The sequence below is a fragment of the Streptomyces sp. NBC_00287 genome (assembly GCF_036173105.1).
Lineage (GTDB): Bacteria > Actinomycetota > Actinomycetes > Streptomycetales > Streptomycetaceae > Streptomyces.
Map to the genome: position 1 here is coordinate 1450964 of NZ_CP108053.1, position 24588 is coordinate 1475551.

The window sequence follows — 24588 nt, forward strand, 5'->3', positions numbered from 1 at the left end:
AACTCTCCTTGGCCGGGGACCACTCCTTAGGACAGGATCAGCTCTCATGGACCTGCTGAACACGCTGCTGGACAAGGGGCTGCGGCGCGAGCTGCCGACCCGCGAGGAGGCCCTGGCCGTCCTCGCGACCTCCGATGACGACCTGCTCGATGTGGTGGCCGCGGCCGGCAAGGTGCGCCGGCACTGGTTCGGCCGTCGGGTGAAACTGAACTACCTCGTCAACCTCAAGTCCGGCTTGTGTCCGGAGGACTGCTCCTACTGCTCGCAGCGGCTCGGCTCGACCGCCGGGATCCTGAAGTACACCTGGCTCAAGCCCGACGAGGCGTCGAAGGCGGCGGCCGCGGGGCTCGCGGGCGGCGCCAAGCGCGTCTGCCTGGTGGCCAGCGGGCGCGGCCCGACCGACCGTGATGTGGACCGGGTCTCGGACACCATCAAGGCGATCAAGGACGAGAACGAGGGCGTCGAGGTGTGCGCCTGCCTCGGGCTGCTCTCCGACGGCCAGGCCGAGCGACTGCGCGAGGCGGGCGCCGACGCCTACAACCACAACCTCAACACCTCCGAGGCCACCTACGGCGACATCACCACCACCCACACCTACGCCGACCGTGTCGACACCGTGCAGAAGGCGCACGCGGCCGGTCTGTCCGCCTGTTCCGGTCTGATCGCGGGCATGGGCGAGAGCGACGAGGACCTGGTGGACGTCGTCTTCTCGCTGCGCGAGCTGGACCCGGACTCGGTGCCGGTCAACTTCCTGATCCCGTTCGAGGGCACCCCGCTGGCCAAGGAGTGGCACCTCACCCCGCAGCGCTGTCTGCGGATCCTGGCGATGGTGCGGTTCGTCTGCCCGGACGTCGAGGTGCGCATCGCCGGCGGCCGTGAGGTGCACCTGCGCTCGATGCAGCCCCTTGCGCTGCACCTGGCGAACTCGATCTTCCTCGGCGACTACCTCACCAGTGAGGGCCAGGCCGGCAAGGCCGACCTGGACATGATCGCGGACGCCGGGTTCGAGATCGAGGGCGCCGACGAGGTGACGCTGCCGGAGCACCGGGCGGGTGGTGGCTGCGGCTCCCACGAAGGTGGCGGGGTATGTGGTTCCGCCGAGCAGTCCGAGCCCGGCGAGGTCCGCACCGACCTCGTCGCCGTCCGCCGCCGGGGCGCCGGAACGGACCTCGCGCCCAATGCCTGACCTGAGCGTGCCCGAGCTGCTGGACCTCGACCGGAAGCATGTGTGGCATCCGTACGGTCCCATGCCGGGCCGACAGGAGCCGCTGGTCGTGGAGTCGGCGAGCGGGGTGCGGCTGCGTCTCGCGGACGGTTCCGGCGAGCTCGTCGACGGGATGTCGTCCTGGTGGTCGGCCATCCACGGCTACAACCACCCGGTGCTCAACGAGGCGGCGCGCGAGCAGCTCGGCCGGATGAGCCATGTGATGTTCGGCGGGCTCACGCACGAGCCCGCCGTACGCCTCGCGAAGCACCTTGTCGACATGTCGCCCGACGGTCTGGAGCATGTGTTCCTCGCCGATTCCGGGTCGGTGTCGGTCGAGGTCGCGGTCAAGATGTGTCTGCAGTACTGGCGCTCGCTCGGCCGCCCTTCGAAACAGCGCCTGTTGACCTGGCGGGGCGGCTACCACGGGGACACCTGGCAGCCGATGTCGGTGTGCGATCCCGAGGGCGGGATGCACGAACTGTGGACCGGCGTGCTCCAGCGCCAGGTCTTCGTCGGGCCTCCGCCGGCCGCCTACGAGGAGTCGTACGCGGACGAGCTGCGCTCGGTGATCGAGCGGCACGCCGATGAACTGGCCGCGGTGATCGTCGAGCCGGTGGTGCAGGGCGCGGGCGGGATGCGGTTCCACTCCCCCGCGTATCTGCGGGTGCTGCGCGAGGCGTGCGACGCGCACGGCGTGCTGCTGGTGTTCGACGAGATCGCGACCGGGTTCGGGCGCACCGGCGCCCTGTTCGCCGCGGACCACGCGGCGGTGACGCCGGACGTGATGTGTGTCGGCAAGGCGCTGACCGGCGGATACATGACGATGGCCGCCACCTTGTGCACCTCGCGGGTGGCCGACGGGATCTCGCGGGGCGAGGTGCCGGTGCTCGCGCACGGTCCGACATTCATGGGCAATCCGCTCGCCGCCTCGGTGGCCTGCGCCTCGATCGAGCTGCTGCTCGGCCAGGACTGGCTCGCGGAGGTCAAGCGCATCGAGGCGGGACTGCGGGAGGGGCTGACCGAGGCCGCTGCGCTGCCGGGCGTCCGTGACGTCCGGGTTCTCGGCGCCATCGGCGTCGTCCAGCTGGACCACCCGGTGGACATGGAGGCGGCGACGGCTGCCGCCGTGCGCGAGGGCGTGTGGCTGCGGCCGTTCCGCGATCTGATCTACACGATGCCGCCGTATGTCACGGGCGACGCCGACCTGGCGCGGATCACGCGTGCGGTGTGCGCGGCGGCTCGGGAGGGCTGAGATGACGGTTCTGGTGATCACGGGCACCGGCACGGAGATCGGCAAGACGATCACGACCGCCGCTGTCGCCGCCACGGCCCTCGCCTCCGGGCGCACGGTGGCCGTGCTCAAGGCCGCGCAGACGGGGCTACGGCCGGACGAGCGCGGGGACGCCGACGAGTGCGCGCGGCTCGCCGGTGGTGTGACGACCGCCGAACTCGCCCGCTATCCCGAGCCGTTGGCCCCGGCGACGGCGGCGCGCCGGGCGGGCCTGCCTCCGGTGCGCCCGCACGAGATCGCCGAGGCCGCCGCGAAGCTGGCAACCGAGCACGATCTGGTGCTGGTGGAGGGGGCGGGCGGCCTGCTCGTCCGCTTCGACGACGAGGGCGGCACGCTCGCGGACGCGGCCGAACTGCTGGCGGCGCCGGTGTTGGTGGTGGCCCCGGCGGCGCTGGGCACGCTGAACTCCACGGAACTGACGGCCCGTGAACTCCGTTCCCGCAGACTCGACTTGCGGGGTGTGGTGATCGGCAGCTGGCCCGACGCGCCTGATCTGGCCTCGCGTTGCAATGTGGCGGATCTGCCGGAGGTGGCCGGGGCACCGCTGCTGGGGGCGCTGCCGGCCGGGTCCGGGGCGCTGGCACCGGCGGACTTCCGTGCGGCGGCGCCGAGTTGGCTGGCTGCCGAGCTGGGCGGGACGTGGGACGGCGTGGCCTTCCGGGACCGCGTCTGAGGCGTCAGGCCTTCTCGGCGAGCAGACGCACCAGCTCGATCCTCGACCGGATGCCCAACCGCGTGAACACACCACGCAGATGGTGGTCGATCGTCCGGGGGCTCAGGGCGAGCCGTCCCGCGATCTCACGGTTCGTGGCGCCCTCGGCGGCCATCGTGGCCACCAGGAGCTGTTGCGCGGTGAGTCGGGCGGTGGGGTCGTCGGGGCCGGTGGGCGCGGGTTCCGCGGGGGCGCCGAGGGCGCGGAGTTCGGCGCGGGCCCGGGCGGCGCAGTGGGGGGCGCCGAAGTGCTCGAACGCCTCCAGGGCGCTGTGCAGACGGTCCCTGGCTTCCGTACGGCGGCGCAGTCGCCGTAGCGCGCCGCCGAACAGCAGCTCCGTGCGGGCGCGTTCGAAGTCGCGGGTGCCTCGTCCGTGCAGGGCGAGTGCGGTGCGGTAGTGCTCGACGGCCTCGGCGCCGGGCGCGAGCAGGGCGCGGCAACGGGCGCTCAGGGCAAGGTCGTCGGCGCTGCCCACGACGGTGGCCCAGTGGTCGTAGTCGGCGTGGGCCACCCGGGCGATCCTGGTGTCACCGGTCCGTACGGCGGCCTCGACATAGTGCGGGGTGGCCAGGTGGCGGATCGCCCGATGGCCGTGGCCGGGGCCGAATCCGGCCAGCGCCCGCAGCCGGGCCGCCGCCGCGGCGAACCGGCCACTGCCCAGGTCCAGGAAGGCGAGCGCCCACTGAGCGAGGGCCGCGGGCAGGCCCAGGCCATGGGTGAGGGCGTACGACCGTGCCGTGGCGGCGCGTTCACGGCAGACGTCCGTATCGCCGGTGAGCGCCGCGAACATGGCGAGGGCGGCCTGGAGATGGCAGGCGCCGTTGTCCTGGCCGGTGGCGTGGGCCTGCCACAGGGCGTCGGTCGCGGCGGCCTCGCCGGCGCGGGGGCGGCCGGTCCAGAAGTCCGCGTACGCCCGGAACTCCATCGCCTGTGTCACGGCGACCGTCGTGCCCCGGGCGCGCGCGGAATCGGCGGCACGGACCGTGGCGCCGACAGCGCGGGTGTGGTCGCCGAGGAGCAGGGCGGCGATACCGCCGTGGATGAGCAGCGTGGGGTCGCCGCCGGGACCGCAGCGTCCGGCCGCCGCCTCCAACAGGTCGCGCGCATCGGCGTACCGGCCCTCGAAGGCCGCCACCAACCCGCCGAGCGTGCCGGGCACGGCGACGCCGAGCCGCTCGGCAACTCGGGCGGCCTCCCGCAGTCGACGCAGATCGCCGGTGTAGATGGCGGCTTCGGTGGCCCGGGCGAGGAGATGCGTGGCGCGCCCGCCCTGCTCACGTCCGGCCTCGCCCAGCAGGGCATCGAAGGCATGCGTGGCGTTCCCTGCTCTCAGCGCCAGGACGCCGGTCAGCGAGACATCGGCCGCGCGCCTGCCTTCCCCCGGCAGAACATCGCAGGCATCCGCCGCATCCCCTGCTCTCAGAACCAGATCGCCGGTCAGCGAGACATCGGCCGCGCGCCCCGCCTCCCCCAGCAGTGTGTCGAAGGCATCCGCCGCATCCCCTGTCCTGAGAGCCAGCACTCCGGTCAGGGAAGCGTCGGCCGTGGCCGTCGTCAGGTGGCGTGCCCGGTCGCCGTCCCCCGACTGCCAGGCATATTCGGCCGCTCGGGCCAACAGGGCTGTCTGCTCCGGCGGCTCGGGGCAGAGCATCGCGGCGCGTTCGGCCAGCGCCCGTGCCAGCGTGAGGCGGCCCGTTTGTTCCGCCGTCCGTGCCGCCTCGCCGAGCTCCGCCGCCAGCCGCCCGCTCGGCCCGAGCGCGCCCGCGCCCCGGTGCCAGGAACGCCGGGGCGTCTCCCCGTCGCCGTGCAGCACCCGGGCCAGCAGCCGGTGCACATCGCGCCGGTCCGCCGGGCTCCCCGTCTCGTAGGCGGCGATCCGGGTCCACGTGTCCCGGAAGACGACCCCGGCCGCCCCGGCATACGCGACACCGGCCGCCTCGGCGGCTTCCAGCGGGCGGGTGTCGAGGCGGGCGGCCGTGACGGCGCGCAGGAAGGCGTGGGTGGCGACCGGATACTGGTCGGCCGCCGCCAGCAGCAACAACAGGCGGGTGTCGTCGGGCAGGGCGCGGATCTCCGCTCGATGCGCGTAGAGGAACGCGGGCGCCAGTTCGGCGGGTTCCGTGGGGAGCGGGTCGAGGCCTGCCGCCTGCCGCGCCGTCAGTCTCGGTACGACCTCGGCGGCGGCGCGCGGATCGCCGTACACGGAACGCAGCACCCGCACTCGGACGCGCTCGGGGAGGGTCGGGGCCAGGTGCTGCCACGCGTCCATGAGCTGCGGTGTCGAAGTGCGGTCGAGAGGCGGGGGGTTCACCGGGGTCACCACACAAATGACGTTACTGGCGAGTTAATTGACGAGTAAAGACCGGCGATTTCACCGATGCGGCGCGCGTAGACCCTGCCCGACACTCCAGGCGACCCCACATGCCTCAGGAGGCACCCATGCAGCGCACCGCGCGTCGCATCGCCACGGCCGTCTCGGCCGCGGCCGCATCGCTCCTTCTGGCTCTCTCGCTCTCCCCCACACCCGCCCAGGCGGCGACCCACAACCCGGTCGTCTTCGTGCACGGTCTGAGCAGCTCGTCGAGCAGCTGGGACGACTGGATCGCCGACTTCAAGGCGGACGGCTACACCTCCTCCGAGCTGTACGCGTGGTCGTACAGCTGGTCCCAGTCGAACGTCACCACCGCCAACCAGCTCGCGAGCTACATCAACACCGTGCGCGCGCAGACCGGGGCCGCGAAGGTGGATCTGGTCGTCCACTCCATGGGCGCGCTCAGCTCCCGCTACTACCTCAAGAACCTCGGCGGGACGGCGTACGTCGACGACTTCGTCTCGACCGCCGGCACCAACCACGGCACGACCACCGCCTCGTGGTGCTCGTGGCTGTACACCTCGTGCGCGGAGATGTACACCGGCAGCTCCTTCCTCACCGCGCTGAACTCCGGCGACGAGACCCCGGGCAGCGTCTCGTACGCCAGCTACTGGTCGAACTGCGACGACGCGCTCACCCCGGACACCACCGCGATCCTGAGCGACGCGACGAACGTCGAGGTCGGCTGCATCTCGCACACCGACATGAACAACGACTACGGCGTCTACGAACAGGTGCGCGACTTCATCGCCTGATCCGAAGGCCTCAGGGGGCGCACAGCGGGGGTGCGCGGGGGCGGTCGGGGGGACAATCGGGGTACGGCCCCGTCCTGCCCGGGAGGTCCCCATGCCGCTTCGGTCCGTCGGCACACGCAAGGTGCCGCGGGATGCCGTGCACCATCCGCTGTTCGCCCGTTACTACGCCCGTTTCAGTGTGAACGCCGAGACGAAGCTGGGCATCGGCGTCCTGCGGGACCGCATGCTCGCCGGTCTGTCCGGACGGGTGATCGAGATCGGCGCGGGCAACGGTCTGAACTTCGCCCACTATCCGGGCACCGTCTCGGAGGTCGTGGCGATCGAGCCGGAGCGGGTGCTGCGGCAGTTGGCCGTCGAGGCGGCCGTGCGCTCCGAGGTACCGGTCGATGTGGTGCCCGGCGCGGCGGAGGCCCTGCCGGTCAAGAGCGAGGCGTTCGACGCGGCGGTGGTGTCGCTGGTGCTGTGCAGCGTCCGCGATGTGCCGCGCGCGCTGTCGGAGATCCGGCGGGTGCTGCGGCCCGGCGGTGTCGTGCGGTTCTTCGAGCACGGCCGGGGCGGCGGACGCGTGATGACCTTCACCCAGCAGGCCCTGGACCGGACGGTGTGGCCGCTGGTGAGCGGCGGCTGCCATGTCGGCCGGGAGCCGGTCGAGTCCTTGCGCGCCGCCGGGTTCGAACTCGGCCCCTACCGGCGGATCATGATCCCGGAGAAGGGACCGACGCTGCCGACGTCGTACTGCGTACTGGGCACGGCGTGGCGGCCCGCGACCAAGGACTGATCACTCGCACCACTGCCGCAGCTCGTCCGCGATGTCCTGCACCGTGGCCTCGCCGCTCTTGACCAGCCGGGCCAGGTCGCGGACCTGCACCGGCGAGGTGACGACCTTCAGGCCGCCGGCCACCAGATAGGCGTACGCCACGGCGGAGGCGAACAGCGCGTTGGACCGCTCCAACGCCGGGACGTGGATGAGCAGTTGCAGCAGGGCGGCGGCGCGGGCGTACGGGGTGTCGTAGACGGGGACGTCGAATATCTCGGCCTCGTGGCGGGCGACGGCGGCGATCAGCGCGCCCCAGTCGGTGACCTGCGGGTCACCGGGGGTGTTCTGTTCGGCGAGCATCAGCAGCCAGGCGAGGTCGATCCTGAGATTGCTCAAGGGATCAACGACGGCCTTCGCGCTCGGCGCCGAACTCCTCGGCGAACACGGACTCGTACTGCTTCATGAAATCGGCCGCGGCCTCCACGAAGGTGTGCCCGACCTCGCCGGTGTCCTGTCGGACCAGTTCCTCGATGTAGCGGTTGACGCTCATCCCGCGCGCGAGGGCACGTTCGCGGGCCGCGCGGGCGGTTCCCTCGTCCACACGGACATTCAGCTGAGTCTTCGCCATGTATCGAAGCTAGCGCCGAGACGCTAGCAGAAGCAAGAGGGTCATTCCTGGGGTGGAGGTCGACCAGGACCCCAGAAGGATGTCCGGTGTGCACCTGGTCACACTACGCTCGGCCCTGACAAGGAAGTCGCGATGTCCAGGATCGAGGAGGCAGCCTTGTCCACACCTGCTGCGGTGCACGACTCGGCCGACGGGATCGCGGCCCGGGCTCGCGGTCTGACCAAGGCGTACGGCTCGGGCGAGACTACGGTGCTGGCTCTGGACGCGGTGGACGTGGACATCGCGCGCGGCCGCTTCACCGCGGTCATGGGCCCCTCGGGGTCCGGGAAATCCACGCTGATGCACTGTCTCGCCGGGCTCGACAATGTCTCTGCCGGTCAGGTGTGGCTCGGGGACACCGAGATCACGGGCCTGCGGGAACGCGAGCTGACGCGGCTGCGCCGGGACCGGATCGGGTTCATGTTCCAGTCGTTCAACCTCATCCCGACCCTGAATGCCGCCGAGAACATCACGCTGCCCATGGACATCGCCGGCAAGAAGCCCGACGAGAAGTGGCTGGACCAGGTCATCGACACACTCGGTCTGCGGGACCGCCTCAAGCACCGGCCCGCCCAGCTCTCCGGCGGCCAGCAGCAGCGCGTCGCCTGCGCCCGCGCCCTCGCCTCCCGCCCCGAGCTGATCTTCGCCGACGAGCCCACCGGCAACCTGGACTCGCGGGCCGGTCTCGAGGTGCTCGGCTTTCTGCGCGACGCCGTGGACCAACTCGGGCAGACCGTCGTCATGGTCACCCACGACCCCGGCGCCGCCGCCCACTCCGACCTGGTGCTCTTCCTCGGGGACGGACGGATCGTCGACGAGATGGCCAGTCCTACGGCAGAAGCGGTGCTGGAACGCATGAAACGGTTCGATGTGATCCGCGGCGCCGCCGACGGTGTCGCCGAGGAGGACTGACCCGGTGCTGAAGGCGACCCTGCGCAGCTTCCTCGCCCACAAGGGACGGCTGCTGCTCTCCGCCCTCGCGGTGATCCTGTCCGTCGCGTTCGTCGCGGGCAGCCTGATCTTCTCGGACACGGTCAGCCGTACCTTCGACCGGCTCTTCGCCTCGACGGCGGCCGATGTCACGGTCAGCCCGAAGGAGAACCTCGACGAGGCGCTGCCCTCCGGATTCACGCCCACCCTGCCGGCCTCGCTGGTGGACCGCGCAGCCAAGGTCGAGGGCGCCGAGACCGTACGTCTCGATGTCGATGTGGAGGGCATCACCGTCGCCGACGAGGACAACGAATCCGTCGGCCCCACCACCGGCGCCCCCACCATCGGCACCAACTGGAACCCCACCGAGCGCAGTCCGGTCGAGCTGACCTCCGGTCACGCCCCCGAGGGTCCGGACCAGGTGCTGATCGACGCGGACACCGCCGACAACAAGGACGTGGGCATCGGCGACACGCTCACGATCATCGCCGCCCCCGGCTCGTTCGAGGTCGAGGTCGTCGGCATCGCCACCTTCACCACCACCAACCCCGGTGCCGCGCTGATCTTCTTCGACACCCCGACCGCGCAGACCAGGCTGCTGGGCGACGCGGACTCCGCCACCAGCATCTCCGTCGACGCGGCGGAGGGCGTCAGCGACCCCCAGCTCAAGCAGCGGGTGGCCGCCGCGCTCGGCGCGGACACCTACGACTTCCGCACGGCCGACGAACAGGCCGAGTCGGACGTCGAACAGCTCGGCGGATTCCTCGACATCATCAAGTACGTGATGCTCGGCTTCGCCGGGGTCGCCGTGCTGGTCGGGGTGTTCCTGATCGTCAACACCTTCTCGATGCTGATCGCCCAGCGCACCCGCGAGCTGGGCCTGCTGCGCGCGCTCGGCGCCGACCGGCGCCAGGTGCGGCGCTCGGTCCTCACCGAGGCATTTCTGCTGGGCCTGGTCGGCGCCTCGCTGGGCCTGGCCACCGGCATCGGTCTCGCCATCGGGCTGATAGAGCTGATGGGCCTGCTCGGCATGAACATCCGCTCGGCGGACATGGTGATCGGCTGGGCGACACCGGTTTCGGCGTACGTCGTCGGCCTCGGCGTCACCTTCGTCGCGGCCTACCTCCCGGCCCGCCGTGCTGCGGCCGTCTCCCCGATGGCGGCGCTGGCGGACGCCGAGATCGCCGGGGTGGGCCGGCCGCTGCGGGTGCGCGCGGTGGTGGGCACGCTCGTCGGGGCACTCGGCGCGGCGGCGCTCGTGGGATGCGCCACCGCCTCCGAGACGTCGTCGGCCGCTTCCCTGCTCGGCCTCGGCGTGCTTCTGACCCTCATCGCGACCGTCATCGCGGGGCCGCTGCTGGTCCGGCCCGTGATCCGGGTCCTGGGCGGGGCGTTCCCGGCCCTGTTCGGCTCGATCGGCCGGATGAGCCAGCGCAACGCCCTGCGCAATCCACGCCGTACGGGCGCCACCGCGGCCGCGCTGATGGTGGGGCTCGCGCTGGTCGGCGGGATGTCGGTGGCGAGTGCGTCCATGACCAAGTCGTTCGACGAACAGATCGACAAAACACTGGGCGCCGACTTCGTCGTACAGAACACGAATTTCGTGCCCTTCCCGCGGGAGATCACCGAGAAGGTGCGCGACACCGAGGGCGTCGGTCTCGTCGTGCGCTCCCAGCTCGCGCCGATCGCGGCACGACTCCCCGACGGCGACCGTGTCGAGACGACCGCCGCGGGCTACGATCCGCCGCTCGACGAAGTCGCCAACATCACCTACGCGCAAGGCGATACGGCCGCCGCGCTGGCCGACGGTCGCATGGCCATGGACCGCGAGTTCGCGCAGGACCACGGTGTGCGCGTCGGCAGCACCATCCCGATCGAGTTCCAGGGCGGGCGCACCGGCGAACTGACGGTGGCGGCGCTGACCGACCAGGACTCCGCCGACGGTTTCGGCACCCAGGGCGGCATGTACTTCGGCCTGGCCACGCTGGAGCGGTACGCACCGGGCGGCCAGGAGTCCGCGGTGTACGTCAACGCGGGCTCCGGCACGAGCGCCGACGAGCTGCGCGCGAACCTGGAGAAGACGCTCGATCCGTATCCGCAGGTGCAGGTCCGGGACCTGGCCGACTACAAGCAGTTGGTGCGCGACCAGATCGCCGTCCTGCTGTACCTGGTGTACGCGCTGCTCGGGCTGGCGATCGTCATCGCGGTGCTCGGTGTGGTCAACACCCTTGCCCTGTCGGTCGTGGAGCGGACCCGGGAGATCGGACTGCTGCGGGCGATCGGCCTCTCCCGGGTCCAACTGCGCCGGATGATCCGGCTGGAGTCGGTGGTGATCGCGGTGTTCGGGGCGGTGCTGGGGCTCGCGCTCGGACTGGTGTGGGGGGTGTGCACCCAGCAGGTGCTGGCCTTGCAGGGCATGAACGCGCTGGCGATCCCCTGGGGCACCATCGTCGCGGTGGTGATCGGCTCGGCGGTGGTGGGCATCGTGGCGGCCCTGCTGCCCGCGCTGCGCGCCTCGCGGATGAATGTGCTGGCGGCCATCGCGCACGAGTGAGCCCCGGTTCCGGATTCCGGAATTCCGGAATTCCAGGAAGCCACGGAGGTAGACGACTCGCGAGCTGAAGGTGCGGGTCTCGACGAGTTCCCGGGTAGACCATGACCCGTTACTCGTCGATCAGACCCGACGCGGCCGCCTCGGCGGCGAGAGTCGCGCCGCCAATCGCGATATCGCCCTCCCCCGGCTCGGCCCGCAACCGCTCGATCTCCTCCGCCAGGCCGCCGGATACCAGGCGGGCATTGCCCTGCACCGCCGACAGCGTGGTGGAGAACACCACCTTGGGGAGCGGCTTCCAGAGCGCGGCCCACTCGAGCCAGGTCACGCTGCGCATCAGAAGTCCTCCTCGGTAACGGGTTCGACAGTACGGCGCCGGACGCCGCAGAACTCATCGCGGGCTCGCGGGATCCTGCCGATCGCATCTCCGGCGTCTCCTCACGGAGCGCCCCACCGCACCACACCGCGATGGCGGGGCCGGCCTCCCTGGGAGGCCGGCCGTGTGACTACGGCCGCCGTGCTAGCAGCCCATCGACTTCACCTGGTCGGCCAGGGAGTCCAGTAGCTTGCGCTCGCCGGCCTTGGTGTACTCCTTGTTGTCGAACGCCAGGAACGAGTTCCTGCCGAACTCGATGGAGCGGTTCTTCACCTCGAGCAAGAGGCTGAACCTGGACGGAACAACCCCGTTGTCGTTCTTCTTGTAGTAGGCGGCGACACCGAGGTTGACGATCTTGTAGCTCGCGTTGCACCGCAGCGTCTTGCTCTCCACGGTCTTCAGGATCCTGTCGGCCGACTTGGTGACCGGCACGACATTGGCGCGGTGCGCCGCACCTCTGACGCCGGCCGGAATCATCCGCGCGCCAACGTGCCCGGGACCGCCCCACTCACCCACGATGGTCTCGCACCGGCCGGGCTTCGGGTCCCGATCCACAGCCCCGACCCGGATGGCGGCGCTGGCGGGCCTGCCCAGCTTGTCCGTCTTGTAGGTCTGCCAGGAGGGGCCCGCGGGGTCCGTCCGATAAGTGTGCTTCTTCTGGAGGTACTTGGCGCAGGGGATCTCCGCCGCCGCCGAAGACCCGGTGTCGGCGTGGGCCAACGAGCCGACGCCCGCCGTCACGGCGAGAGAGGCAGTGGCGGCCATTACCGCCAGGACACGCCCCGTGGGCTGACGATCGCGCATTTCGCGTCCTTCCTGAGAAGAGAAGAGAGGGGAATGAAAAGAAGGGGGAATCTCGTTGAAGGGGAATCTCTTACCGCGCAGCGCGGTAGGCGGCACCCACGCGGTTGGCCCTCGCGCCGTTGTAGAGGCCGGTGCCATGACCGCGCTGCGTGGAGAGCGTGAACCACGCATACCGCTTGACGTACGGCAGTTTTTCCAGCATGGCGGTCGACTTCTTCACGAAAGCGGCCTGCCGCGCCTTGGTCGGATACTTCGGCGTGCCGGTGGAGAAGTCGATCAGCGCGTACTCCGTGAGCCAGATGGGCTTCTTGTAGCGCTGGTGCACGGCACGGAGGTAATTCTTCAAGTGACCGGTCGCAGCTTGGGCGTTGAAGTCCGAGCCGTACCAATGCAGGGGAATGAAGTCGACCCGGTAGCCGCGGGCGGCGGCGCCTTTCATGAAGCGGTCGAGCCAGCCGCCGGCCAGATCACCGCCGGTGGCCACCGCGGGCGCTCCGAGGCGCATTCCGGTCGACTGCAGCCGGGGCCACAGGTCGAGCGCCTCCTTCACGGACATCTTCGCCTGGTCCGCCCGGTCCGGTTCGTTGAATCCGAGCAGGTTCTTGCCCTGTGCCTTGGCCCGTTTGAGATGGGCGTCGGTCACGAAGTCGCGGCCCCAGATCATGGGCACGAATTCGACGCCCGGCGGGGGCTTGATCTTCTGCTTGTCCGAGGCCCAGGTGTAGAACCAGCCGACCTTCGCGTCGGCCATTGCCCCGGTGACCCCGTTGAATTTCCAGGCGCTGATGCCCTTCTTCTTCACCGCGGCGGCGGATGCGCTCGCGTCGGCCTGGTTGCTCCCGGTGGAGGCGAGCATGGTCAGGACGGCCAGCAGCACCACGAGTAAGCGCAGCTTCCGCATGGCTTCCACGCTCCCGTGTCAGAACTTTGCGCCGAAGTCCTGCGTCCAGTAAGTCCCGTGCGTGGTACCGGACTTCTTCACGTAACCGACGCCCAGGTGCTTGAGCGAGCAGTTGAGAATGTTGGCCCGATGCCCCGGGGACTTCATCCAGCCCTTGACGACCGCGGCGGCGCTCTTCTGACCCGCGGCGACGTTCTCCGCGAGCGAACTGAAGCCGGTGTAGCCCGCCGCCCTGGCCCTGGTCACCATCGTGCTGCCGTTGGAGCCGTCGTGGCCGACGAAGTTGTGCCTGGCCATGTCGGCGGAGTGCCGCTGGGCGGCCTTGGCGAGCGCGGAGTTGTTCTTCAGCTTGGGGCAACCGGCCTTGACCCGTTCGGCGTTCGTCAGCTTGAGCACGCCGGCTCGCAGCGATTCGGGGGACGGTGCCGCCGATGCGGAGGTGGCGGAGGTGGCCGAGAAAGCGGTGGTGGCCGCGGTGACCGTCAATGCCGTGGCAAGGTACCTGGATATGCGCATTCTTTCCGTTCCCAACTGGTCGGAGTTTTCGACTCACTTGAGCCTTCCATTCCAGATGGAATGCGGTCAATTTAATCCGGTTCTACCGGCTTTTAATTCGCTTCCGACGGAATGTGAAGGAGCCCTGCCGGGCTGCCGCAGGAGTGACGCGGCCCCGAGGGCGGCGGCGTGGTCGCCCAACTCCGCGGGACGGACGAGCAGTGAGGGCCGCGAGCCACACCGCACAACGTTCGCCAGCAGTTCACGCCGCACCGACTCCATCAGGGTCGGACCGGCCGTGACGAGTTCACCGCCCACGACGACGATGCCGGGTTCAAGCGCGTTGACCAGACCGGCCAGCACCCTTCCCACGTGGGTGCCCGCCCGGCGTAGCACCGCATGGGCGGCCGGATCTCCGGAACCCAACGCGGCCATCAAGTCCGGTAAGTCCGCCCCGGGTCGGTACGCGTTCAGCATGGCCGAGGTCGAGGCGACGGTCTGCAGACAGCCCTGGCCACCGCAGGGGCATGGCGCGCCTCCGGGCTCGGCGGTGATGTGCCCGAACTCCCCCGACCGGCCGTGTGCGCCACGATGCAGCGCGCCACCGCTCACCAGTGCCCCACCGACAGGGTTGGAGAGTTCCAGGTAGAGCACGTCTCGCTGTCCCTGGGCCGCACCCCAGACCGTCTCGGCGAGGGCCGCGAGCCGTACGGCGTTGTCGAGCCGCACCCGGGTGCCGAAGCTGCGACCCATCATCACCGCCAGGGTCCGCTGGTCGAGCGCGGCGGGCGAGTCGGCTGCCGGGCCCGTCACCGCGACTCCCACACCGTTCAGGGCGTCGAGTCGCAGACGTCCACCGGTCAGGGTGTCGGCGAGCCTACGTGCGAGGGCGATACGGTCCGGCCAGGGGGCCGTGGGGGAATGCGCTTCAGTCGCCGTACTGATGGCGTCGTGCCCCAAGCCGTGGCGCTCCAGGCCGTGGTGGTCCAGGTCATGGCGCTCCAGGTGATGGTGCCCCAAGTGGTCGCGCCGCGAGTCGGCGTGGTCCCCCGCCACCGCGACCACGCGAACAGCCCGCCGCCCGAAGTCGATCCCGAGCACCCGGCCGGCGTCCGGGTTCACAGCCAGCTTCTCCGCCGGGCGCCCCCGCCTGCGCGGAGTGCTGTCCGGCACCGCGGCGATCACCTGGCCACTGTCCACGAGCCTGCTGACGACCTCGTACAGCGTGGTGCGCGACAGTCCTGACAGCTCCCCCAGCTCGCTCCGTGTCAGCGGGCCGAACTGGCGCAGCAGGCGCAGCATCTGGTCCCCGTACTGTCCCCGTGCCCATGTGGTGTTGTGTGTAGCGTTCGGCACTTCTGTCCCCCTTCCTTGCGGCAGACCCGGCCTGCCGCAACGAGGAAAGTAGGGACCGTTCTTGTGGAATCTTTGTGATCGTGACCGTTCAGGCCGCGCCGTTGTCCACGCGCAGCACGAATCCGACACCGCGCACGGTGTGCAGGATGCGGGGACGCCCGTCCGCCTCCGTCTTTCGCCTCAGATAGCTGACGAACGTGTCCACGGCGTCCGTACGGACGCGGGCGTCGTAGCCCCAGACGTGTTCGAGCAGCTGGCCGCGGGTCAGGACCAGGCCCGCGTTGCGCGCCAGCATCTCCAGGAGGTGGAACTCGCGGGGCGTCAGGTGCAGGAGCTGTCCGTCCAGCCATGCCTGGCGGGCGGATGGTTCCACGACCAGGCCGCCGACCCGGACCCGGTCCGTCGCGGTGGGAGGGCGGCGCCGCAGGAGGGCGTGCAGGCGCAGCGTCAGTTCCTGGAGTGCGAAGGGCTTGACCAGGTAGTCGTCGCCGCCGGCCTCCAACCCGGCGATCCTGTCGGCCACTTCGTCCAGTCCGGAGAGCATGAGAACGGGCACGTCGTCCCCGTTCTCGCGCAGTGTCCGGCACACGTCGATGCCGCTCAGGTCGGGCATGCAGACGTCGAGGACCAAGATGTCCGGACGGAGTCTGTTCATCGACTCCATCGCGGAACGGCCGTCATCGGCAAGCGTGACCTCGAAGCCCCCCAGCCGGAGTCCGCGTTCCAGCGAACGCCGCGTGCTCACGTCGTCGTCGGCCACGAGAACTCGTCCGGCCCTGGCGGCCATGCGTCGCTCCTTTCAAGGCGTTGCCCGTTGGTCCGAGGCCGCTCGCCACTCAGCCCGCCGACCGGCCGGACGCCGTATCGCCGCGGCTGTCGTAGGCCGCCCGCGCCTCCATGACGTCCCTCATATGACTGATCGACCAGTTCTTCAACGCCACCAGCGGCTCGCGCAGAGTGGCGCCCAGTTCGGTGATCTCGTACTCGACGCGGGGCGGGATCTCCGGGTGGATGGTCCGGCGGACCAGACCGTCCCGCTCCAGCGCGCGGAGTGTCTGCGTGAGCATCTTCTCGCTCACACCCTCCAGCTTCCTGCGCAGAGCGGTGTAGCGCTTGGCACCGGATTCCGCCAGCTCCCCGAGGACGAGCACGGTCCACTTGTCGCCGATGCGGTGCAGGACATCGCGGGACGGACAGCCGCCGGCGTACGGGTCCCAGTCGGTACGCGATTCGTTCGTCATACCCGCACCCGTCATGCCCTCACCTCTCGTCGCGTGCGCGTCCCGCTGCCGCGGTAAGCGTATCCAGGGGAGGCAACTCTCCAGAGCGATGGGCACTCTACGCCGGAGAGTGCCCGGTCGCGCGCGACTCGGGCCGCATCGTGCGGTACTGCGACGGTGTGCAGCCCATGACCCGGCGGAAGCTCCGGGAGAAGTGCTCGGAGCCCGAGAAACCGCAGCGCTGGCCTATGGCCGCGATGGTCTCGGTGCCGTTCTCCAGGTGCGTTCGCGCCGACGCGATCCTCAGCTCGGTGAGATACCGGTAGGGCGTGACGCCCGTGGCGTTCTTGAAGCAGCGCAGGAAGTGGAAGCGGCTGAAAGAGACCAGGGCGGCGAGATCGTCCAGCGTGATGGGGTGCGCGAAGTTGGCTCTCATGTACGAGGTGATGGTCTCCAGTTGCTGCTGGGTGAGACCGCCCGCCGGCTCCTTCGGGGCGGCGGCACGCGACCGCGGAATGCGGAGATGGGCGAGGATGAAACGCGCCGCCGAGTCCGCGTACACGTCGTCGGCGCCGAGTTCACTGGCGGCCACCACCGCCTTCACCATTTCGGCGAGCACAGGGTCGGAGGTGACAGCCGGACAAGGGTGCGAGGACTGGCGCTCCCCCATCCGGTCCCCCATCCGGAATTCCTCTCCGAAGAGCCTGCGCACCATGGCTTCGGGAATGGCGAGGGACGCGATCACGGCGGGCCTGTCCCCTCTCGGGGACACGACCAGCGGTCGGTTCGGTTCCGCGGGAGTGACGCAGACGTCCTCCGGCAGCAGGATCGTCTCACGCGTGTCCCCGCGGCCTCCGTGGACGGCGAGGATGCCGCTCACGTGCACACTCAGCCCGATTCCCGTCGACGGCGGCACCGGAAGCGTGTGCACGCCCTTGCCCAGCGTCCGCTTCCACACGTGCAGAGCACGCCACATCGTGTGGGCCACCGCGGTGGTTCCGTTCAACGTCGGCTTTCCTCTCATCCTCGGGTCCGACAGTTCTCTCCGGAACCATGACAAGGAGAAGATGCCGTTCTCAAGGAATCCCTACGGGAATAATCGACGCCAGGCGGGATTAATTCAGCGCAGGAATTCGAGCCAGCAGGAATCAGCCGCGGGCGGGATTTATTCCGGACGCCTCCGCCGTGCCGCTCAGCCAGTCGCGGCGCAGCAACGGCAGTGTGTGCTCGAACTCCCGCACGCCGGTCAGCGGCAGCCGCACCTCACAGCGGGTGCCGCGCTGTCCGTCCGGGCGGTCCGACATCGTGACCTGCCCCTGGTGCAGGGTGATCTGCTGGGCGACGAGGGTGAGGCCAAGCCCGGAGCCGGGGCTGTCCGGACCGTGCCAGAACCGCTCGAAGATCTTCTCCCGGCGTTCGGGCGGGATGCCGGGGCCGTCGTCGTCCACGGTGAGTACGGCGATCCGCTCGTCCGGCCGGTCGGACTGCCGCAGGGTCACCGCGATGGTGGCGGCACGTTCGCCGACCCTGCCGTGCACCCTGGAGTTGGTCAGCAGGTTGTCCACCGCCGAGCGCAGCCCCTCCGCCCAGCCGTGCACGATCAGTCCCGACGCCGCCCGTACGGACACCTCGGTCGCGGGGTGGGCGCGGCGCAGTCCGGCGACACAGGAGTGCACCAACTCCCCCAGGTCCAGCGGCGCGAACGCCTCCGCCTCGACCAGATCGCCCTGCGCCAGAGTGCGCAGCATCGTGAGCAGGCCGACCAGCCTCTCCTGCTCGGCCACCAACTCGGCCAGCACCTCCGCCCGTTCCGCCGGGTCGAGCTCGAACGGGCCTGCCAGGACATCCAGGTTGGCGCGGATGCTCGTCAGTGGCGAGCGCAGCTCGTGGGAGGCCGCCGCCGCGAACGACCGGGCCGTGGCCAAAGCCTCCCCGGTACGTGCCACCTGCTCGTCGTAGCGGTTGAGCACGGTCTGCAGGGTGAGCGCGAGGTCGTCGACCTCGGCGATGCGGGTGGGACGGTGCTCCAGCCGGGCGGAGCTGGTGCGCGGGTCGAGACCGCTGGTACGCCGTTGCAGCCGCCGCAGCGGCAGCACCGCCCGGTTGGCGATGGCCCAGGCCGCCGCTCCCGCCAGTGGCAGGGCCAGCGCGGCCCCGGCGTAGACACGTCGGCGCACCAGCGCCAGCTCCTCCTCGACGGTGTCCGGTGAGAACAGCCAGAGGTTGGGCCGGTCCCTCGTCCGGTCGATCGCGACGGGCAGCGACAGGACCAGCCAGTCCCGGCCTTCGAAGGTGACCTGCAGCGGTTTCGGGGCACTGTACGGCAGCTGCTCGGGCGGGAGTTGAGGGCCGGCTCGCAGTGTGCCCGTGGGTCCGGTGACCCATACGCCCATGCCGCTGGTGGACTTGATGAGCCGCTGCCGACGGACCTCCTCGAGGACCGGCTGGTCGGTCCCGGCCGCGTCCAGGTAGTTCTTGGTGTTCTTGGCCACGACGGTGGCACGGGCCTGCAGTTGGGCGTCCTGCTGCCGGCGGAGGTCATCGGTGATCAGGCTCAGCAGCAGCCATCCGCAGGCCACGATCAGCACGGGTACGCCACCGCCGACGGTGAAGGCGAGCCGGGTGGAGAGCCTCACCGGCCGCCACCGGTCGTCCGCTCGCCGGCATCCGTACGCAGGACGAATCCTCCGTCGACCATCAGCACTCGTCACCCGCACTCCGCCGGTCCTGGCCCGTCCAGTGCGTGCGGACGGCCCCCGCCAACACTACGCGGCGGGGGCGTCTACGGAAAAAGGATCTACGGGTTTCCGGCGCTCCAACAGCCGTCGCCGCGGCAGTTCTTGAGCCGCGTCAAGGTGTCGTGCAGGTTCTCCAACCGGGCGCCGCTGAGCTGCCTCACGGTGTTGTGCAGCTGGTAGGGGTCGGTGCGGAGGTCGTAGTACTCCTTCGCCCCGCTGCCGTACTCGACGTAGGTGTAGGAGTTGGTGCGCAGGGCGTGGTAGTTCGGCGGGCTGATGCTCTCCCCGCCGTTGTTGTCGGGGTCGCCCGGCGAGGAGGCGGCGTGGCGGTGCTCGATCAGGTTGGTCGTGCGCCAGTTGGCGTCGGAGCCGCCGTCCAGGAGTGGAAGCAGGCTGTGCCCGTCCACCCGGGACGACACCGGGGCGCCGCCGATCCGCTGGAAGGTGGGCGCGAGGTCGATGTTCGACACCTGGGCGTCGCTCGTCCGGCCTGCCGTGACACCGGGTCCTGCGATCACCAGCGGTACCCGGACGTCGGTGTCGAAGGCGGTCTGCTTGCCCGCCTTGAGGCGGTACTCGCCCAGGTGGAAGCCGTTGTCGGCGCCGAAGACGATGTAGGTGTTGTCGGCGACGCCGGCCCTGGTCAGGGTGTTGCGCAGCTTCCCGATCATCTCGTCGACCGACTGGAGCGCCTGGGCGCGCTTGCGGAACTTCCGGTCGATCGTGTTCTTCTCGCGCTGAGTCAGCCGGTCCTGCCCAGCCAGCCACGGCGGGGCGTTGGTCGGCAGCTTGTCGAACGCGGGGCTGCGCGGGGCATCGAGGCCGGGGAAGGCGTTCTCGTGGCGGCGCGCCGGCGTGGAGGGGCCGTGCGGCGTGAAGAGCGCGATCTCCAGCAGGAACGGCTTGTTCGCCGCCGCGGACTTCCTGACGAACTCCGTGCCCTTCTCGCTCAGCACGTCGGTCAGATAGTCCTTGGGCCGGTCGCCGTACGACTCGATCCTGTGGTTGTGGGCGAGCTTGTAGTCGTAGCCCTGGTAGCCGCCGCCGACGACGTCCCACTGGTTCCAGCCCGGCGGTACGTACGGCTTCTGGCCCGCGACGGTGTCGGTGGGGCTGTAGCCGTTCAGGTACTTGCCCATCATGGCGGTGCGGTAGCCCTTGGCCTGAAGGGCCGTGGCGAAGGTGTCCCGCTCCTCCCCGCCGCGGTGGAAGGCGCCGAACCCGCCGTTCGGACCCTCGTTGCTGAGGACGCCGGTGTTGTGCGGGTACCGGCCGGTGAAGATGGACGCCCGGGACGGGCAGCAGAGCGAGTTGCTGACCACGAAGTCGCTGAACGTCGTGCCCTGCCGCTGGAGTTTCCGGACCTCCGGCATGTACGGCAGGAGGTTCGAGGACATGTCGTCGGTGAGGACGAAGACAATGTTCGGCTTTTCCGCCGCGGCCGCGACCGGCTGTGTGGTGACGGCGGGACTGTTCATTGCCCCGGCCATTCCACTCGGAGCCGCCAGAGCCAGTGCCGCTCCGCCGACTATCAGGGCCAGCAATTGACGAGTACGAATCATATCGAAAGCGTGGCAGCCGGATTCCGCGCCGGTCAACACCCATAATTGCTGGGGGATTTATTCCGGCTCTGCGGCCAATTGATCCGGCATGCAAAAACACGAACACCGGGCGCCGGCACGAAAACCCGTGACGGCGCCCGGTGTTCCGGGGAGCCCAGAGGCGGGGAAGGGAGGGGAACGCCGCCCCCGGGCGGGGATCAGGCCCTGCTCGCGGCCTTGTAGAGCTTGCGGGCGCGGTCACCGAGACGCGGGTGGTACTCGCTGACCTCCGTGCCGACGGCGATGTTGCCGACCAGCACACCGACATCCTTGTCGGCCTTGAACTCGGCGAGGAAGGCACCGCCGCTGGATCCGCCGGTCTGCACGCAGTCGATGCCCCACATCGTGGAGCCGGGGCGCCCGAGGTCGCGGTGTTCCTTGCCCTGGCAGTGGTTCAGCCGCTCGCCGTTGCCCTCGGCGCGCGAACTGCCGTAGCCGAAGGAATGGACGTAACGCCCGTTCGGCGCGTTGAACTTGATGCCCTGCGCGCCACCCACGATCTTGGCCAGCGGGCGGCCGTCGCGCCCCCGCAAGGTGGCGAACGCGACGTCCCAGTTGGCGTTGCCCTGGCTGGACACGTACGACTTCAGGTGGAAGAGCTTCTTCGCGGTGAAGGTGCCATGCGGGCGCTTGCCCTTGTGGTAGCCCGGGATGAAGATCCACTTGCGGTAGACCTCGCCGGTGCGGGCGTCCACCACACAGTGCCCGGCGGTGAGGACGACCGACTTGTTCTTGCTGTTGGCGACGGTGGCCGAGCAGGCGAACACGCCGCCGGCGGCGTTCTCGAAGAACACCTTGCCCGCGGTCCTGCTGATCAGCCCGCCCCGCTTCCAGGGCTTCGGCTCGGAAGCGAGCGTGGACACCGGCGTCTCGTCGGCGGCGGACGCGGTGGTCTCCGCGGCCGGGAAGACCACCGGCGGGACGGACAGTTGCGGCCCGCCGTCGTCATCTGTCACGGACGACGTGACGGCCGGAGCCTCGGGGGCGGCGGCGGGCGCGGTCATCTCCTTGGCGGCTTTCAGCCGTGCGTCGGTCCAGAACTCCAGGGCGGTGTCCTGCTCCTGGTCGGAGAAGGCGGTGGCGCGGGTCTCGGTGTCGGCGGGTGCGGGCCCCGCCTGCGCCGGCGCGACGGTGGCGCCCAGGGCGGCGAGGCTGAGGGCACTGACCAGCAGTGCGGCACGTCTCATGGATTCGGCTCCGAAGAAGGTGGGGGGTCAACGGGTCAGCAGCTGAGGTTGTTGCCCGGCTTGACGTCGAGGATCTTGGCGAACTTCTTGTACGTGTTCACCCGGCTCTGCACCTGGGCCGGGTTGCCGCCGTTGCACTCGATGGCGCCGTTGATGCTGCGGATCGTCTGACCGAAGCCCTTGCCTTGGACCATGGCCTTGTGCGGAATCATGGAGCCCGCGCCGGTCTGGGTCATCCAGAACCACAGCCCCGTCTTCCACGCCAGGACGGGGTTCTTCTGCACCAGCCCCGGCTTGTGGAGCAGGTCGACGCCGAGCGCGTCACCTGCGGCCTTGTAGTTGCCGTTCGTGCTCAGCTGGATCGGCCCCCGACCGTGGTACGCGGACTGCCCCGCCGGGCATCCGAACGGCAGCCCGGGGTCGCAGTACGACGGCCAATTGGCCTTGTTCTGCTCGACGATGTAGCGCCCGCCGCCCGTCTCGTGGTGGACGTTGGCGAGGAAGGCGGCCGCCTCACGCTTCTTGGTCTTGGCGTTGCCCTTGTCCGCGAAGGCCGGGTACTTCTTCATCGCCTTGACCAGGGCCTCGTAGTTGTAGAAGGCCTTGTGGTTGGGGAACATCTTGTTGTACTCCGCCTTGCTGACGACGAAGTCGCCCTGGGCGGCGGGCGCGGCAAGTTCGGCGGGCGCGGCAGGCGTGGCGGAAGCGGTCGCCGCGGTGAGGCCGGCCCCGGTCGTCGCCAGCAGCACGGCGGTCAGAAGGGCGTGAGCGGTACGCATCTTCGGCATGGTGGAAACTCCTCGATTGAATGGATTCTTGACCGACGGAATGAATCGGCGGGTCAACGGACGAACTTCCACTTGACCTTGTGAATAACGCCCTTGGAGGGAGCGGCCAGCTTCGCGAATGCCGGCTGGCTGAGGTCGATGTGCTTGGGACCGCATTCCATGCACTTGTCCCGGACCGGGACGGTGATGGTCTTGCCGCGGAAGGTCAGCCGGACCTTGACCTTGCAGAGCGGGTCGTGGTTGGGGTTGGCGGCCTTCCAGTACTTCGGTGAGACCGCCACGAGCATCTGGGTCGAGGCGTCGAGCGGCTTTCCGCAGGCGCCGGTGCCGGCGTCGTTGTAGTAGGTCGCCTTGCCCTGGCGAACCTTGCCGATCGGGACGGCGGAGGCGGACGACGCCTGGGCGACACCGAGAACGGCCGCCGCCATGGTCATGGCGAGGACCGACTGCGTACGACGGGAAACGGGCATGACTGATCACCTTTCGTCGGAGGAAAGGAAGAGACCGGAATGGATCGGAAGGGATCCGAAATCGGAAGGGATCGAAAAGGAGAGCGGCCGTACCTGCCCGTCAGAACGGGGTCAGCGTCAGGTGCATGGTCTGCGGCCGGCGGTCCTCGATGTACGGCGCCCAGTCGGCGACGTCGTCGAAGGCGAAGCCGTATGCCTTGCCGTTGCCCATCTGGGCGTGGATGGCCCGCGCGTAGTGGTTGGTGATCTCCGGCTTGTAGAAGGTCGCCGCGCGGGTGGTGGGCTGCTTGGGATGGCTGAGCAGCGTGGAGCGGTTGAATGCGGCACCCACGATCGCGGCGACGGGACCGCGAACCCCGTCGTTGGGGGCGGCGAGCGCGCCGTCGCAGAACAGCACGTCACGCGTGGACGGCTTGGCGATGGAGACTGTCGCGGGGCCGTGGAAGGTGAGCCTGCCGTTGTCGACCCGGCCGGTGAACGCGCCCTCGGTGGTACGGACATGGAGCGGCTGCTGCCGGTAGGCCCGCCAGACCTTGTCGATGTACGGGTCGAAGTAGTGCTTGCCGAACCGGCCCGCGTCGAGTCCGTGACTCGGCGCGATGACCCGCCGTTCGCCGACGGCCAGCCTGCCGAAGCCGGGGGTGTTCTCCATGGCCCGGAAGATCCTGGCCCGGCCGCCCTGCCGCATCCTGCCGGTGGTCTGGTCCCGGTTCCCGGACAGCCGGATCATCAGCGGCACGCTGAACATGTCGACCGTCGTGGTGTTGCAGAACATGCCGGACGCGTTGTGCGTGAACTCCACGAAGTCGTGCAGCACGGGGAAGTTGGGGTCGGACTCCACCCAGCCCGCCGGGTGCTGGAGCGCGGGCCGCCCGGCCCCGTCCTGGACGACCTTCAGCTTGAGCTTGCCGCCCAGGGAGACATAGATCCGGCCGGACATCTGCGGCAGCCGGATCCGCGTGGTGCCGCGGGCGTCGAGCGGTATGGCGTAGTCGGTGAAGCCGTTGTCCTTGTTGTCGGAGACCTTGACCGGCTCAACCGTGCCGCGGGGTGTGACCCGGACCTGACGGTCGCCCCGGCTGCCCACTATGTAGAGGTGGATGTTGCGGTTGGCGAACTCACCGCTGTTGTTGTGGATGACCAGAGGCAGGCCGCCGGCGCGATCCTCCCGGAGGGCGGCCGGGCCGTCCTCGTCCGCGGCGAGGGCCGGACGCGCGCCCGCGGCGAGCGCGGCGCCGGCCACGGCGGCACCGGCCAGCGAGGTGAGCGCCCTGCGGCGGGAGAACACCGGTGAATCAAGCGGCACCATGCGAGAATTCCCCTTCTTTTCCATGGGACATGTCCGTTTCCTTTCTCGAACACTCCTTGCGTGAACGCGATCAAACCTAGCCAGCGGTGACGCGCGACGGTC

23 protein-coding genes and 1 pseudogene are annotated in these 24588 nt (G+C 69.7%); 7 read left to right on the top strand and 17 right to left on the bottom strand.

Annotated elements, in window-relative coordinates; translation table 11 throughout:
- Nucleotides 1–46: 46 nt before the first annotated feature.
- From bioB to bioD, 3 genes are read left to right on the top strand one after another with little or no spacing between them, the layout of a single operon-like run.
- Entirely contained in the window at nucleotides 47–1186 is a 1140-nt protein-coding gene (gene bioB / locus OHT76_RS06525) for a biotin synthase BioB (RefSeq protein ID WP_328869795.1), read from the top strand.
- Entirely contained in the window at nucleotides 1179–2459 is a 1281-nt protein-coding gene (locus OHT76_RS06530) for an adenosylmethionine--8-amino-7-oxononanoate transaminase (RefSeq protein ID WP_328869796.1), read from the top strand. The genes bioB and OHT76_RS06530 overlap by 8 nt, the downstream gene beginning before the upstream one ends.
- Before the next feature lies 1 nt (nucleotide 2460).
- The gene (gene bioD, locus OHT76_RS06535; protein ID WP_328869797.1) at nucleotides 2461–3171 is read left to right on the top strand and encodes a dethiobiotin synthase; all 711 of its coding nucleotides are present in this window, start codon (nucleotides 2461–2463) and stop codon (nucleotides 3169–3171) included.
- Nucleotides 3172–3175: 4 nt separating this feature from the next.
- Here bioD and OHT76_RS06540 read toward each other — a convergent pair whose 3' ends face one another.
- Nucleotides 3176–5479 carry a helix-turn-helix transcriptional regulator gene (locus OHT76_RS06540; RefSeq protein WP_328876464.1) on the bottom strand — a complete coding sequence of 768 codons (2304 nt, stop codon included), beginning with the start codon at nucleotides 5477–5479 and terminating at the stop codon, nucleotides 3176–3178.
- Nucleotides 5480–5649: 170 nt separating this feature from the next.
- Between OHT76_RS06540 and OHT76_RS06545 the strand changes: the two genes are divergently transcribed.
- Together OHT76_RS06545 and OHT76_RS06550 are read left to right on the top strand one after the other, a co-directional pair.
- Nucleotides 5650–6336, top strand: a complete 687-nt coding sequence (locus OHT76_RS06545) for an esterase/lipase family protein (protein ID WP_328869798.1) — start codon at nucleotides 5650–5652, stop codon at nucleotides 6334–6336.
- Between the two features lie 91 nt (nucleotides 6337–6427).
- Nucleotides 6428–7114, top strand: coding sequence for a class I SAM-dependent methyltransferase (locus OHT76_RS06550; protein WP_328869799.1), 687 nt, complete (start codon nucleotides 6428–6430; stop codon nucleotides 7112–7114).
- On the opposite strand, the gene OHT76_RS06555 is transcribed toward OHT76_RS06550, so the two are convergent.
- Together OHT76_RS06555 and OHT76_RS06560 are read right to left on the bottom strand one after the other, a co-directional pair.
- Nucleotides 7115–7489: a fic family toxin-antitoxin system, toxin component gene (locus OHT76_RS06555; RefSeq protein WP_328869800.1), complete on the bottom strand. Its 375-nt coding sequence runs from the start codon at nucleotides 7487–7489 to the stop codon at nucleotides 7115–7117.
- A gap of 4 nt (nucleotides 7490–7493) precedes the next feature.
- On the bottom strand, nucleotides 7494–7721 hold the full coding sequence (locus OHT76_RS06560) for an antitoxin (protein ID WP_186282588.1): 228 nt from the start codon (nucleotides 7719–7721) through the stop codon (nucleotides 7494–7496).
- Nucleotides 7722–7853: 132 nt separating this feature from the next.
- Between OHT76_RS06560 and OHT76_RS06565 the strand changes: the two genes are divergently transcribed.
- A complete protein-coding gene (locus OHT76_RS06565; protein ID WP_328869801.1) occupies nucleotides 7854–8672 on the top strand; it encodes an ABC transporter ATP-binding protein in 819 nt (272 codons plus the stop codon).
- Nucleotides 8673–8676: 4 nt separating this feature from the next.
- Complete coding sequence (locus OHT76_RS06570) at nucleotides 8677–11244, top strand: ABC transporter permease (protein ID WP_328869802.1); 2568 nt, start codon at nucleotides 8677–8679, stop codon at nucleotides 11242–11244.
- Nucleotides 11245–11356: 112 nt separating this feature from the next.
- On the opposite strand, the pseudogene OHT76_RS06575 reads toward OHT76_RS06570, so the two are convergent.
- From OHT76_RS06575 to OHT76_RS06640, 14 genes and pseudogenes are all read right to left on the bottom strand, one after another.
- A pseudogene (locus OHT76_RS06575) lies at nucleotides 11357–11560 on the bottom strand (dihydrofolate reductase family protein); the annotation flags it as partial.
- A gap of 201 nt (nucleotides 11561–11761) precedes the next feature.
- Nucleotides 11762–12421, bottom strand: coding sequence for a hypothetical protein (locus OHT76_RS06580; protein WP_328869803.1), 660 nt, complete (start codon nucleotides 12419–12421; stop codon nucleotides 11762–11764).
- Nucleotides 12422–12491: 70 nt separating this feature from the next.
- Nucleotides 12492–13322 (bottom strand): glycoside hydrolase family protein, encoded by an 831-nt coding sequence (locus OHT76_RS06585; RefSeq protein WP_328869804.1) that lies wholly within the window; start codon nucleotides 13320–13322, stop codon nucleotides 12492–12494.
- 18 nt (nucleotides 13323–13340) lie between these two features.
- Complete coding sequence (locus tag OHT76_RS06590; RefSeq protein ID WP_328869805.1) at nucleotides 13341–13838, bottom strand: CAP domain-containing protein; 498 nt, start codon at nucleotides 13836–13838, stop codon at nucleotides 13341–13343.
- 66 nt (nucleotides 13839–13904) lie between these two features.
- Nucleotides 13905–15173 carry an ROK family transcriptional regulator gene (locus OHT76_RS06595; RefSeq protein ID WP_328869806.1) on the bottom strand — a complete coding sequence of 423 codons (1269 nt, stop codon included), beginning with the start codon at nucleotides 15171–15173 and terminating at the stop codon, nucleotides 13905–13907.
- 88 nt (nucleotides 15174–15261) lie between these two features.
- Entirely contained in the window at nucleotides 15262–15960 is a 699-nt protein-coding gene (locus OHT76_RS06600) for a response regulator transcription factor (protein ID WP_328869807.1), read from the bottom strand.
- Between the two features lie 49 nt (nucleotides 15961–16009).
- Nucleotides 16010–16414 carry a winged helix-turn-helix transcriptional regulator gene (locus OHT76_RS06605; protein ID WP_328869808.1) on the bottom strand — a complete coding sequence of 135 codons (405 nt, stop codon included), beginning with the start codon at nucleotides 16412–16414 and terminating at the stop codon, nucleotides 16010–16012.
- 97 nt (nucleotides 16415–16511) lie between these two features.
- Nucleotides 16512–17399, bottom strand: coding sequence for an AraC family transcriptional regulator (locus OHT76_RS06610; protein WP_328869809.1), 888 nt, complete (start codon nucleotides 17397–17399; stop codon nucleotides 16512–16514).
- A 142-nt stretch (nucleotides 17400–17541) separates the two neighbouring features.
- Nucleotides 17542–19029 (bottom strand): sensor histidine kinase, encoded by a 1488-nt coding sequence (locus OHT76_RS06615; protein WP_328869810.1) that lies wholly within the window; start codon nucleotides 19027–19029, stop codon nucleotides 17542–17544.
- 161 nt (nucleotides 19030–19190) lie between these two features.
- Nucleotides 19191–20609 carry a sulfatase family protein gene (locus tag OHT76_RS06620; protein WP_328869811.1) on the bottom strand — a complete coding sequence of 473 codons (1419 nt, stop codon included), beginning with the start codon at nucleotides 20607–20609 and terminating at the stop codon, nucleotides 19191–19193.
- Nucleotides 20610–20890: 281 nt separating this feature from the next.
- A complete protein-coding gene (locus OHT76_RS06625; protein WP_328869812.1) occupies nucleotides 20891–21919 on the bottom strand; it encodes a trypsin-like serine peptidase in 1029 nt (342 codons plus the stop codon).
- Between the two features lie 35 nt (nucleotides 21920–21954).
- Entirely contained in the window at nucleotides 21955–22698 is a 744-nt protein-coding gene (locus tag OHT76_RS06630) for a chitinase (RefSeq protein ID WP_443049909.1), read from the bottom strand.
- Between the two features lie 62 nt (nucleotides 22699–22760).
- The gene (locus OHT76_RS06635) at nucleotides 22761–23177 is read right to left on the bottom strand and encodes a cysteine/serine endopeptidase inhibitor (protein ID WP_328869814.1); all 417 of its coding nucleotides are present in this window, start codon (nucleotides 23175–23177) and stop codon (nucleotides 22761–22763) included.
- 100 nt (nucleotides 23178–23277) lie between these two features.
- A complete protein-coding gene (locus OHT76_RS06640; RefSeq protein ID WP_328869815.1) occupies nucleotides 23278–24486 on the bottom strand; it encodes a beta-1,3-glucanase family protein in 1209 nt (402 codons plus the stop codon).
- Nucleotides 24487–24588: the final 102 nt, after the last annotated feature.